Annotated in this window: 10 protein-coding genes; 3 read left to right on the top strand and 7 right to left on the bottom strand. The window is 50.0% G+C overall.

The features are described from left to right. Positions 1-21: 21 nt before the first annotated feature. Both A7098_RS03530 and yiaK read right to left on the bottom strand, forming a co-directional pair. Positions 22-486: a YhcH/YjgK/YiaL family protein gene (locus tag A7098_RS03530; RefSeq protein WP_105280343.1), complete on the bottom strand. Its 465-nt coding sequence runs from the start codon at positions 484-486 to the stop codon at positions 22-24. Between the two features lie 11 nt (positions 487-497). Continuing rightward, positions 498-1,496: a 3-dehydro-L-gulonate 2-dehydrogenase gene (gene yiaK, locus A7098_RS03525; protein WP_105280342.1), complete on the bottom strand. Its 999-nt coding sequence runs from the start codon at positions 1,494-1,496 to the stop codon at positions 498-500. 216 nt (positions 1,497-1,712) lie between these two features. On the opposite strand from yiaK, the gene yiaJ reads away from it, so the two are divergent. Both yiaJ and A7098_RS03515 read left to right on the top strand, forming a co-directional pair. After that, the gene (gene yiaJ / locus A7098_RS03520; RefSeq protein ID WP_105280341.1) at positions 1,713-2,546 is read left to right on the top strand and encodes an IclR family transcriptional regulator YiaJ; all 834 of its coding nucleotides are present in this window, start codon (positions 1,713-1,715) and stop codon (positions 2,544-2,546) included. Between the two features lie 101 nt (positions 2,547-2,647). Further along, positions 2,648-3,121 (top strand): 4Fe-4S binding protein, encoded by a 474-nt coding sequence (locus tag A7098_RS03515; RefSeq protein WP_024212400.1) that lies wholly within the window; start codon positions 2,648-2,650, stop codon positions 3,119-3,121. A gap of 150 nt (positions 3,122-3,271) precedes the next feature. Here the strand turns inward: A7098_RS03515 and avtA are convergent, their stop codons facing one another. Further along, the gene (gene avtA, locus A7098_RS03510; RefSeq protein ID WP_105280340.1) at positions 3,272-4,525 is read right to left on the bottom strand and encodes a valine--pyruvate transaminase; all 1,254 of its coding nucleotides are present in this window, start codon (positions 4,523-4,525) and stop codon (positions 3,272-3,274) included. A 176-nt stretch (positions 4,526-4,701) separates the two neighbouring features. Continuing rightward, on the bottom strand, positions 4,702-6,732 hold the full coding sequence (gene malS / locus A7098_RS03505; protein WP_105280339.1) for an alpha-amylase: 2,031 nt from the start codon (positions 6,730-6,732) through the stop codon (positions 4,702-4,704). A 410-nt stretch (positions 6,733-7,142) separates the two neighbouring features. On the opposite strand from malS, the gene A7098_RS03500 reads away from it, so the two are divergent. Further along, entirely contained in the window at positions 7,143-7,967 is an 825-nt protein-coding gene (locus tag A7098_RS03500) for a protein bax (RefSeq protein ID WP_016160045.1), read from the top strand. A 185-nt stretch (positions 7,968-8,152) separates the two neighbouring features. Here the strand turns inward: A7098_RS03500 and xylR are convergent, their stop codons facing one another. From xylR to xylG, 3 genes are all read right to left on the bottom strand, one after another. Continuing rightward, on the bottom strand, positions 8,153-9,331 hold the full coding sequence (gene xylR, locus A7098_RS03495; RefSeq protein ID WP_000494491.1) for a D-xylose utilization transcriptional activator XylR: 1,179 nt from the start codon (positions 9,329-9,331) through the stop codon (positions 8,153-8,155). A gap of 77 nt (positions 9,332-9,408) precedes the next feature. Then, on the bottom strand, positions 9,409-10,590 hold the full coding sequence (gene xylH / locus A7098_RS03490) for a xylose ABC transporter permease XylH (RefSeq protein ID WP_000047001.1): 1,182 nt from the start codon (positions 10,588-10,590) through the stop codon (positions 9,409-9,411). Next, complete coding sequence (xylG, locus tag A7098_RS03485; protein ID WP_105280362.1) at positions 10,568-12,109, bottom strand: D-xylose ABC transporter ATP-binding protein; 1,542 nt, start codon at positions 12,107-12,109, stop codon at positions 10,568-10,570. Before xylG ends, xylH begins: the two co-directional genes overlap by 23 nt. Positions 12,110-12,124 lie beyond the last annotated feature (15 nt).

Genomic DNA, 12,124 nt, shown 5'->3' with positions numbered 1-12,124 from the left:
TTGTGCTCCAGTAATAACTTTTTATAAAGCGCAGAGGGCGACTTTAACCACGATTTTGCGGATTGCCGTAGGGGCATTTTTATTACATGCCGGTCGATGAACATCCTGTGGGAAGAAAATAGCGTAGCTACCCGGTATCATTCCTATAAATGATTCATGTTCACTATCGTGATAAAAAATAATATCGCGTTGCTCTAATAGTGATTCGCTGACTTTATTATTCCCGGTATCAATGGCTACACCGATTTTCTCTTCGCCCCAGGCCAGAAACTGAATATCCAGATAGCGACGATGAACCTCAGGACGGTTTTCCACCGCCTCGCGTGTGGTTAAATCGATAATTTGCGCAAAAATATTCTTGCCGTCGATTTCGACAACGCCCGGCGCCAGGGCGTTGAAATCGGTGGTGCGTAGAAAATCGAGCGCCTTTTCAATGGCTGCGGGCAAACGGCACGGATTAGGTTGTGTGATATGTCCAAATATCATGGTCTATCTCCTTATAATGCCTGGATTTTTGCCCATACGCTGTCATCCACAGTAATACCGTTACGACGGTTTTCTGCCAGTAGAGTGGTAAATTCGTGGCCGGGTAAACGAATGGCCTGGTTTTCGTCTGCGCGTTCGGCACTGGTAACGTAATCCATGATGCGTTGCAGTTTGGCGTCGCGGGTGGAACCGTCGATCAGTTTATCCACTTCAATGGCAATAAAGATTTGTGAAATGCCGTACTCGTCGCTGTTGTCCTGGGTGACTTCAGCAACCGATGCGCCGTCAGAAAGGAGAGTGGCTATCATATCCAGCACAATCGACATGCCAGAACCTTTCCAGTAACCCATCGGCAAAATTCGGCGATTTTTCTCGATAACGCCAGGTTCTTTGGTCAAATTTCCTTCATCATCAAACCCACCATCGACCGGCAGCTCGCGTCCCGCCAGACGATTCACTTCTAACATGCCGTAGGAGAACATCGACATCGACATATCGACCATGGTGATGGGTGAAGAGGGAATAGCGACGATCAGTGGGTTGGTGCCGATGCGACACTCTTTTGCGCCCCACGGCGGCATAACGGCGATGGAGTTTGTCCAGCAGATGCCGATATAGCCTTTTTCCGCCGCCTGCCAGCCGTAGCTGCCGCCGCGCATCCAGTGGTTGGCATTGCGTAACGCGACCAGGCCAATCCCGTGAGTTGCCGCCAGTTCAATGGCACGATCCATCATCTTTTTCGCTGTCAGGTTACCGATCGAACGCCGGGCGTCCCACTGCTCAATCGCGCCGAGGCTGGTTATACGTTTGGGGTGGGCGTCAGGAATGATATCGCCGTTTTCCAGTTGCTGAATGAAGCGGGGGAAACGGTTAACGCCATGAGAATAAACGCCGGATTCGGTGGTGCGGGCGAACATCTCTGCACAGGCATCGGCTGTTTCGCTGTTAACGCCACGTGAAATTAATACCCGATTAAAGGCTGTTTTTAACTGCTCAAATGTCACTTTCATCCCTGGCTTCCTTGTGTTTGTTGATCGCTTTTTTAGCTTAAAATTCCACTATGCGAAATTTGATTTCAAATATATCGATCGCTTTTTAACAAAGCAATCCACACCATGATTTTCAAAAATCATATAAATCAAATGGTTATAAATTATCTGTCGAGATCGTGAACTGCGACACACTTTGCGTTACCATCAGGGCGCGATAAAAAGGGGAAGAAAGCGATGGGAAAAAAAGAGCACGAGTTGGCGCAGGAAAAAGAGCGTCCGGCTGGAAGTCAGAGCCTGTTTCGCGGGTTGATGCTGATTGAGATTTTGAGCAACTATCCAAACGGTTGCCCGCTGGCGCATCTCTCTGAACTGGCTGGCTTAAATAAAAGTACGGTCCATCGTTTATTGCAGGGACTACAGTCCTGTGGCTATGTGACAACCGCGCCTGCTGCGGGGAGTTATCGCCTGACCACAAAATTTATTGCCGTCGGGCAGAAGGCGCTGTCTTCGCTGAATATCATTCATATCGCCGCGCCGCATCTTGAGGCACTGAACATCGCCACTGGTGAAACCATTAACTTTTCCAGTCGAGAAGACGATCACGCTATTTTGATTTATAAACTGGAACCTACTACCGGTATGCTGCGAACCCGTGCCTATATTGGTCAGCATATGCCGCTCTACTGTTCGGCGATGGGTAAGGTTTATATGGCGTTTGGTCATCAGGACTACGTGAAATCGTATTGGGAAAGCCATCAGAATGAAATCCAGCCGCTAACCCGCAATACCATTACCGAACTGCCCGCGATGTTCGACGAACTGGCGCACATTCGCGAAAGCGGCGTGGCGATGGACAGAGAAGAGAATGAACTCGGCGTCTCCTGTATTGCTGTTCCGGTGTTTGATATTCATGGGCGGGTGCCGTATGCGGTGTCGATTTCGCTTTCGACATCACGCCTGAAACAGGTGGGGGTGAAAAATCTCCTGAAACCGCTGCGTGAAACTGCCCAGGCTATTTCCAATGAACTGGGATTTACCGTCCGGGACGACCAGGGCGCGATCACATAACGTTTTTGGCAGGTGGCAAAACTTTAATATTTCCTTCGTTGGATCAAAGCAATAATGGCGCACTCTCTGGCACGCTGCGGTTTTAGCGCAAAGGAGTGATCATGAACCGGTTTATTATTGCGGATGCGACGAAATGTATCGGTTGCCGTACCTGTGAAGTGGCTTGCGCAGTGTCGCATCAGGAGAATCAGGATTGCGCTTCGTTGTTACCTGGCGAGTTTATTTCCCGTATTCGTGTTATCAAAGACCATACCTGGACCACGGCAGTAGCCTGTCATCAGTGTGAAGATGCACCCTGCGCGAATGTTTGCCCTGTGGACGCTATTCGTCGTGAACATGGGCATATCTTTGTTGAACAATCACGTTGTATTGGCTGTAAAAGCTGTATGCTGGCATGTCCGTTTGGCGCGATGGAGGTCGTTTCATCGCGTGCAAAGGCGAGGGCGATTAAGTGCGATCTGTGCTGGCATCGGACGACGGGCCCGGCCTGTGTTGAAGCCTGTCCGACAAAAGCGTTGCAGTGTATGGATGTTGAGAAAGTGCAGCGGAATCGGCTACTACAGCAGCCTGTTTGAAACACTATTCCGGTGGTTCTCAACGCCGGAATAGTGCGTTTTGTTAATGCCGGATGTGGCGTGAACGTCTTATCTGGCCTACAAAACCTTACAAATTCAATACATTGCAGAAATTATGTGGCCTGATAAGCGCAGCGCATCAGGCAATTTTTAATGACTCTCAGCCCAGGCGCGTTCAATCTCTTCCGCCAGAATCTTCACGCCTGCCTCAATTTTCTCCGGCTCCGGCACATAGTTCATGCGCATACATTGATGCGTATGCGGCCACAGTTTATCCAGCCCAGGGAAGAAGTTGTGCCCCGGCACCATCAGCACGCCGCGCGCTTTCAGGCGCTGGTAAAGCTGCTCGGTGGTAATTGGCAAATCCTTAAACCATAGCCAGAGGAAAATGGCTCCTTCGGGTTTATGAATCAGGCAGCGATCTTCTGGTAAATAGCGGCGAATGATGGCGATAGTTTCCTGAACACGCTGGTAGTAGAACGGCTTGATGACCGTTTCTGACAGGCGCAGCAGATCGTTACGCTTAATCATTTCACACATCATCGCCGGACCAATACCGCCAGGCGCCAGGCTGATAATGCCGTTCATATTCGTGATGGCGGTGATGATTTTTTCATTGGCGATGATAATGCCGCAGCGGGAGCCTGGTAGACCCAGCTTGGAAAGACTCATGCACAGTACGATATTCGGATTCCACAGCGGGCGCGCTTCGCTGAAGATGATACCCGGGAACGGGACGCCATAAGCGTTATCAATCACCAGCGGAATGCCGTGTTGATTCGCCAGCGCATCCAGCTTCAGCAACTCTTCGTCAGTAATCACATTGCCTGTTGGGTTCGTTGGGCGGGAGACGCAAATCATCCCGGTCTCTTCGCCAATATGCAGATGTTCAAAATCGACGTGGTATTTAAACTGGCCTTCTGGCAGCAGTTCAATATTTGGACGCGCAGAGACGAAAAGATCTTCTTCCAGTCCGGCGTCAGCGTAGCCAATGTATTCTGGTGCCAGCGGGAACAGCACTTTTTTGACCCGACCATCGGCGCGGCGTCCGGCAAACAGATTAAATAAGTAGAAAAACGCGCTCTGGCTGCCGTTTGTTAGTGCAATATTCTGTGGTTCAATATCCCAACCCAGCTTCTCGCGTAGCATTCCGGCAAGTAGTGTGAGTAGCTCCGTTTTCCCCTGCGGGCCGTCGTAATTACACAGCGCATCAGTGGCTTTGCCGCTTTCCAGCATGTCGGTCAGCAGCGTCTGGAAGTAGTCCTGCATTTCCGGGATCTGCGCCGGATTGCCGCCGCCGAGCATAATCGCGCCGGGCGTGCGTAAGCCGTCGTTCAGATCTTCCATCAGCAGCGTAATGCCGGAGTGGCGGGTAAATTTGTCACCAAAAAGGGAGAATGTCATAGCGGGATATCTGTCGAACTCTGTAGCAAGGAAAGTAACAATAACGCTACATTTGCTGGGGTGCAAATCGGGTTGCTGCAAGAGGATTGGCGTATCATGCTAAGGTTTATGATATGTCTGGTCTTTTATACTGGAATACGGCTTCCCGACATACTGCAAGTGGGAAGCCGGAAAAGTTACTGTTGCCCCGCCCAGACAACCATCACTTTATCATTGCCATGTTCACGGACAAATCCATAACCTTGTTTCAGTGGCAATGTGGTCTGCTTACCCGCGCCAATCGCTGGATGGCGGGCGCGGAACTGACCGAGGCGTTGCCAGTGCGCAACGCTGGCGGCAGATTTACCGCTAACATCCTGCCAGTTCATATCCGAGCGTGTGCCTTGCAGCGGATCTGAGCCGGTGGCTCCGAACGGACGCGAGGATTCATCGCCATAAAAGATTTGCACCGCACCTGGCGCTAATAGCAATAACTCTGCTGCTTTGTCGCCTCCTTCGCGGAACAGGCGGGTATCATGCGAGGAGAGATAGCTCAACACGTTGAAATCCTGCAATTTATCTGCCATTTGCTGCCAGGTCGTATCCATCTGCGCCAGACAATCGACGGCTTTCGCCGCCTGCTCCTGATAATCGAAATTGATCATCGCATCGAAGCCGTGGCGATAGTAGTCACTTTGCATCACGCCGTGGCCCCAGGCTTCACCGGTCATCCAGAAAGGTTTGTCATCTAATGCTTTATCGGGATTCGCTTCTTTCCATTCGCTAAGTGCGGCGCTGGCCTGAGTTTTCAGTTGCTGCCAGGCGGGCAACTCAACATGTTTGGCGGTGTCGACCCGAAAACCATCAATCCCGTAGTCGCGAACCCACTGGCTTAACCAGTGAGTTAAATAATCGCGCGGCGTATAGCCATCGATGGCTTTAGCGTGGGTATCCGGTTTGTTTTTATAGAACACCGGCAGACCTGAAGCGGTGGTAGATTCGGTCTTTATATCCGGTAAAAAGGCCAGCGACATGGTGAGATCGTCGAATCCAGGATTGTCGTAATCTCCAATATCCGTTCTGACCCAGTTTTTCCCCCACCATTTATCCCACCCTGTTTTGTCGCTGAAATTAATGTAATCGTTAAAACTATGCCAGGTTTGCCCGGCGGCGGGTTTCCAGTCGCTCCAGCGGTCACCCAGCGTTTTTTTCAGCTCATCACCAGAAATATATAACGCGCCAAACTGATACTCCTGCATATCCGCCAGCGTGGCATAACCGGTATGGTTCATCACCACATCAAAGAGAATACGAATACCGCGCTGGTGCGCGCTATCAACCAGCGTCCGTAGATCGGCTTCGTTGCCCATATTTGCATCAAGATTCGTCCAGTCCTGTGTGTAATAACCGTGGTAGGCATAATGCGGGAAATCGCCTTTTGTACCACCGCCTACCCAGCCGTGAATTTGCTCAAATGGGGCGCTGATCCATAGGGCATTGACGCCGAGCTGCTGGAGATAATCCAGTTTGTTGGTCAGGCCGCGTAAATCGCCGCCGTGAAAAGTGCCAATTTCCGCCATACCGTCTTTATGACGACCGTAGCTCTGGTCATTGCTGAGATCGCCGTTTTCGAAACGGTCTGTCAGCACAAAGTAAACGGTGGCGTTATGCCAGTCGAAAGGGGCAGAGGTGCCAGTTTCTGCCCGTTCCAGCAGTAGCAAGCCGTTACTGGTGGCGGCAGGTTGTAACGTTATTTGACCGTTTTTCACCGTCGCGATTTGTTGGCTGTAATAATCACGGATTGCCGCACCTTCCGGGAAAGTGGCACTGACATCAAGCGTAAGTGGTCGTCCATCCCATTTCGGGCATTCACGGATTGGGGTTGCTACTGGTTCGGCGGTGTTTGGGATCGAAATCATCAACGTTGGCGTGCCGGAGCGGGTGTCGATTTGCAGCTTATATTCGCCAGCTCTGAACAATCGCCATTGTGGCGGTGTGTTATCGCAAGGTTGCAGGGAAAGCATCTGATTGAGTTTTATCGCATTCACTGGTTGCCAGCACTGTTGGTCAAAATTTAGCGTTAGTGGACGCGTACTTTTAGCCAGCTTAGCGTGGCTGACAAATGTTCCTGTCCCCTGTTCGGTAAAGATGGGGAACCCCTGCGAAGTCCAGTTGGCGGCAACGGCAAAGCCGGGAAGGAGTGTCAGAAAACAGGCGGCAAGTTTCATGGCGGGTGAGTCCTTATTGCTGCGATTTAAGACAGTTTGCCAGCGAATAGCCAGACAAAGCTCATCCCTGAATAGTAAGTCCACAGGATGAGAAGCAGGGGTGAGCGATCGCGCGCAAAAAACGGCTGAATTTTGCGATAAAATCCACATTTTCTGCGATCTTGCACCAATCTGAACCATTACTACGTGACATAGTTTCAGATTTGGACTATTCCTTGGGGTGCGCTTGACCGCTATTTTTGATATGATTTGAGATTCAACTCTCAAATTTGGGAAAAATATTACTCTAAATCATTCGAGTTGCAGGACAAAACGCCAATGGCGTTTTGAACAGCGTTTACGCAGTACAGGCAACTTGAAGTATGACGAGTATAAGGTGTTTGAATGATTAAATCCGATCAGGAGACCTGATGATTTTGACTCCCATACGACGATATGGGGCGATGATTCTTATGTTACTCACTCTGGTGTTTTCGAGTGAGGTGTTAGCGAAGACGCACACGACAACAACGAGTCAAAAGTCCCACTTAACTAAAGCTAGTAATAAACAGGTAAGCAGTAAACAAGAGTATTCTCGCAATAGTGCAAAGAGCAGTTCACTTCCTGATTTGCGAAAATACCCTTCCGGAACACCAAGAAAAAAAGCGTTTCTCCGGACTGTAATGCCCTATATTACCAGCCAAAATGCTGCCATTACGGCGGAACGTAACTGGCTGATTTCAAAACAGTACCAGGGGCAATGGTCGCCTTCAGAGCGTGCACGTCTACAAGACATTGCCAAACGCTATAAGGTGAAGTGGTCCGGTAATACGCGAAAAATCCCGTGGAATACGCTACTCGAACGTGTAGACATTATCCCGACCAGTATGGTAGCGACGATGGCTGCCGCAGAAAGCGGTTGGGGAACGTCGAAGCTGGCGCGTAGCAACAACAACCTGTTCGGCATGAAGTGCATGAAAGGGCGTTGTACCAATGCGCCGGGTAAAGTGAAGGGGTACTCTCAGTTCAGTTCTGTAAAAGAATCGGTGAGCGCCTATGTCACTAACCTGAATACGCATCCGGCTTACGCTTCTTTCCGCAAATCACGTGCACAATTGCGTAAAGCGGATCAGGAAGTTACCGCCACAGCGATGATTCATAAGCTGAAAGGTTATTCCACGAAAGGGCAGAGCTATAACAACTACCTGTTCGCGATGTACCAGGATAACCAGCGGTTAATTGCCGCGCATATGTAATTGCATTCCCTTGAGCCTTATCCGGCTTGTTGGTCGGATAGGGCTTTTGCTCGCATCAGGTGGTTGTGCTGAATTGCCTGATGCGACGCTGGCGCGTCTTATCATGCCTGGCGGGTAGGTCGGATAAGGCGTTCACGCCGCATCCGACAACCACGAAATGTTGCCAGGCGGATTTTCCCCTTCCGCTACAGCATTACCTCGCTATTTACATCGCGATACTCTTTTGGCGTCGTGTCATACGCTTTTTTAAAAACAGAGTAGAAGTATTGCAGCGATGGATAACCGCACATTTGCGATATCTCATTGATCGACAAGGTAGTAGAAATCAGCAGGCTGCGCGCTTTCTCCAGCTTTTCGGCATGAATCATGGCGTGAATAGTTTCACCCACTTCTTCTTTAAACCGTTTCTCAAGATTAGATCGCGATATGCCCACCGCATCCAGAACCTGATCCACTTTAATTCCTTTGCAGGCATGATTGCGGATGTAATGCATGGCCTGAATAACGGCGGGATCGGTCAGCGAACGGTAATCCGTTGAACGCCGTTCGATGACACGGACTGGCGGAACCAAAATCCGCTGCAACGGCATCTCTTCTTTATCTAATAAGCGATGCAAAAGTTTTGCCGCCTGATAGCCCATTTGTCGGGCGCCCTGGGCGACAGAAGAGAGGGCGACACGCGAAAGATAGCGGGTCAATTCTTCGTTATCTATGCCAATCACGCATAATTTTTCCGGTACGGGGATGTGCAGATGCTCGCATACTTGCAGAATATGCCGCGCCCGGGCGTCAGTGACGGCAATAATTCCTGTTTGCGGTGGCAGCGTTTGCAGCCAGTCTGCCAGCCGATTTTGCGCGTGTTGCCAGTTCTCTGGTGCGGTTTCCAGCCCCTGATAAACCACACCTCGGTACTTCTCTTCAGCCACAAGCTGGCGAAAGGCATACTCGCGTTCGGCGGCCCAGCGTTTGCCGCTCGGCTCTGGCAGACCATAAAAAGCAAAGCGGTTAACGCCTTTCTCTTTTAAATGCAAAAATGCGCTTTCAACCAGCGCGTAGTTATCGGTGGCAATGTAATGTACGGGCGGATAGCTTTCTGCCAGGTGATACGAGCCACCAACGCCAACAATAGGGACGTTGACATCAGCCAATGCTTGCTCGATTTGTTTATCGTCGAAGTCGGCGATGACGCCATCTCCTAACCAGTCCTTGATTTTATCAATGCGGGCGCGGAAATCTTCTTCAATGAAAATATCCCATTCCGATTGCGACGCCTGTAAATATTCCCCTACACCTTCTACTACTTGACGGTCATAGGCTTTATTAGCATTGAACAGCAACGTGATGCGATGACGTTTAGTAAACATGGTTCTTTTCCTGCTGAATCATGTAAAAACTCAAAACCGGTAATACGTTACCGGCTTTGAGAAAATTTTTATCAAAGTCAGGAACGGCGTTTGGTTGCGGAGTCCATCCATACTGCCAGCAACAGAATCGCACCTTTGACGATATACTGCCAGAAGGTCGGTACATCCATCATACTCATACCGTTATCTAGTGAAGCCATGATGAATGCCCCCATTACTGCTCCGGCAACACTTCCCACACCGCCTGCCAGACTAGTACCACCAATCACGCATGCTGCAATCGCGTCCAGCTCGGCGATATTCCCCGCAGAAGGTGAACCAGCGCCAAGTCGAGAACTAAGAATTAACCCGGCGATGGCTACCATCAAACCGTTGATAGCAAACACAGCAAGTTTTGTTCGTTCAACGTTAATCCCGGATAGCCGTGCCGCTTCCAGATTACCGCCAATAGCGTAAATGCGTCGCCCAAAAGCTGTCCGTGTTGCCATAAACATTCCACCGAGTAACAGCAACGTCAGCAGTAGAACAGGAGTAGGAACGCCACGGTAATCATTTAGCAGCCAGATTGCGCCTAAAACAATAATAGCCGTTAATGCCTGGCGACCGACCACCGCTGTAGATGCCGGAGACTGCAAACCCAAAGCCTGACGGCGCATTCTTCCGCGCCATTGCCAGCCGACAAAAGCCATTAAACCAAGCGCGCCGATGATGAAACCGGTACTTGCTGGTAGATAGCTTTGCCCAATTTGTGACATCGCGGCGCTGGTGGGGGAAACGGTCGTGCCGTTGGTGATACCAATAAGGATGCCGCGAAATGCCAACATGCCTGCCAGGGTGACAATAAATGACGGGACTTTGCGGTACGCGACCCACCACCCATTCCACGCTCCGAGAAGCAGCCCCAGAACCAATGTCACAATGATAGTGAGCGGCAGCGGCCAGCCCAACCAAACGTCGCAGATAGCGGCGACCCCGCCTAATAGCCCCATCATGGAGCCGACCGAGAGGTCGATTTCAGCAGAAATTATGACGAACACCATACCTACCGCGAGAATGCCGGTAATTGCGGTCTGGCGCAGCAGGTTGGAAACGTTACGGGCGCTTAAGTAGGCGCCATCGGTGGTCCAGGTAAAGAACAGCATGATTGCGATGATCGCTGCAATCATCACGAAGACCTGTAAATTCAGTGACTTAAGCCAAGAAAAGCCACCGGATGTCGGTACGGCTAATTTCACTTCAGACGGATTGCTTTTCGACATGATGTTCGCTCCTCAATGCGGCTTCCATCACCTGCTCCTGAGTCAGGTTATGATTTATCAGGTTGGCTTTTAGTTTTCCTTCATGCATCACCAGCACACGATCGCTAAGGCCGAGTACTTCAGGTAATTCAGAAGAGATGACAATAACGGCAATACCTTGCTGGACGAGTTGGTTAATTAATTTGTAGATCTCGTATTTCGCGCCAATATCGATACCCCTGGTGGGTTCATCAAGAATAAGAATGCGCGGGTTAAGTAATAGACAGCGAGCGAGGATCGCTTTTTGCTGATTGCCGCCGCTCAAACGTCCAATAGCAAGGTCGGGGGACGACGTTTTAACTTTGAGTTGCTGGATGGATTCCAGAATACATTTTTGCTCTGCGGCATCATCAAGCTGGCTGATCCCTCCGGTAAATTTATTGAGTGCGGCGAGGGTAATATTTTTACCAACTGCCATTACCGGAACGATGCCATCGCGCTTTCTGTCTTCTGGCACCATCGCAATACCCTGGGCGATCGCTTGCTGGCAGTTGCGAATATCCACCTGTTTGCCGTCAATATAGATTTTCCCTTCCCACTGTCCGGGCCAAACGCCAAACAGGCATTGAATGGTTTCGGTACGCCCGGCGCCGACCAGTCCGGCAATACCCAGTATTTCACCGCGTTTCAGAGAAAAAGAGACATCGTTAACCCGTTTAATATGGCGATTAACCGGATGCCACGCCGTCAAGTGCTCAATACGTAATATTTCATCACCCGTGATATGCGGTTCGTTAGGGTAAAGTGCCGTTAATTCTCGCCCTACCATCATAGTGATAATATCGTCTTCGCTCATTCCGGCTGCATCACGTGTTCCTATATGCTGACCGTCGCGAATAACGCAAATCGTATCGGAAATTGCTTTAACTTCGTTGAGTTTGTGCGAAATATAGATACAGGCGATACCGTGTTGTTGCAGATCGCGAATAATATCCAGTAAAACCGTGGTTTCCAGCTCGGTTAATGAGGCTGTCGGTTCATCGAGAATTAATAAACGCACCTGCTTATTTAGCGCCTTGGCAATTTCAACCAGTTGTTGTTGCCCAAGCCCTAAATCGCCAACGCGGGTATCGGGTGAAATGGATAAACTGACCTGCGCTAATAGCTTCTGGCAGCGTAGCGTCATCTGGTCATAATCCATAATCCCATTGTGGGTTATTTCGTTACCCAAGAAGATATTTTCCAACACGGTCAATTCTTTCACCAGGGCTAATTCCTGGTGAATGATGGCGATGCCTTTGCGTTCGGTATCGCGGATGTGACTTGCCTGAATCTCTTCGCCAGCAAAAATAATTTCGCCTTCGTAGGAGCCATGAGGATAAATTCCACACAGCACTTTCATCAGCGTTGATTTACCAGACCCATTTTCCCCACAGAGTGAGACGATTTCGCCAGCGTTTAGCCGCAAGCTGACGTTATCTATCGCCTTCACGGTGCCGAAGGTTTTGGTAATGTTCTTCATTTCAAGTAGATAAGACATAACGACTCCACCTAA

Source organism: Escherichia sp. MOD1-EC7011, from assembly GCF_002965005.1.
GTDB classification, from domain to species: Bacteria; Pseudomonadota; Gammaproteobacteria; order Enterobacterales; family Enterobacteriaceae; genus Escherichia; species Escherichia ruysiae.
Note: the sequence above shows the minus strand (reverse complement) of the source record. Positions and strands in the feature narration are given on the sequence as shown.

Bases quoted from the DNA above. Each gene is read 5' to 3' on its own strand.
- A7098_RS03530 (WP_105280343.1), bottom strand. From the start codon at position 486: ATGATATTTGGACATATCACACAACCTAATCCGTGCCGTTTGCCCGCA.
- yiaK (WP_105280342.1), bottom strand. From the start codon at position 1,496: ATGAAAGTGACATTTGAGCAGTTAAAAACAGCCTTTAATCGGGTATTA.
- yiaJ (WP_105280341.1), top strand. From the start codon at position 1,713: ATGGGAAAAAAAGAGCACGAGTTGGCGCAGGAAAAAGAGCGTCCGGCT.
- A7098_RS03515 (WP_024212400.1), top strand. From the start codon at position 2,648: ATGAACCGGTTTATTATTGCGGATGCGACGAAATGTATCGGTTGCCGT.
- avtA (WP_105280340.1), bottom strand. From the start codon at position 4,525: ATGACATTCTCCCTTTTTGGTGACAAATTTACCCGCCACTCCGGCATT.
- malS (WP_105280339.1), bottom strand. From the start codon at position 6,732: ATGAAACTTGCCGCCTGTTTTCTGACACTCCTTCCCGGCTTTGCCGTT.
- A7098_RS03500 (WP_016160045.1), top strand. From the start codon at position 7,143: ATGATTTTGACTCCCATACGACGATATGGGGCGATGATTCTTATGTTA.
- xylR (WP_000494491.1), bottom strand. From the start codon at position 9,331: ATGTTTACTAAACGTCATCGCATCACGTTGCTGTTCAATGCTAATAAA.
- xylH (WP_000047001.1), bottom strand. From the start codon at position 10,590: ATGTCGAAAAGCAATCCGTCTGAAGTGAAATTAGCCGTACCGACATCC.
- xylG (WP_105280362.1), bottom strand. From the start codon at position 12,109: ATGTCTTATCTACTTGAAATGAAGAACATTACCAAAACCTTCGGCACC.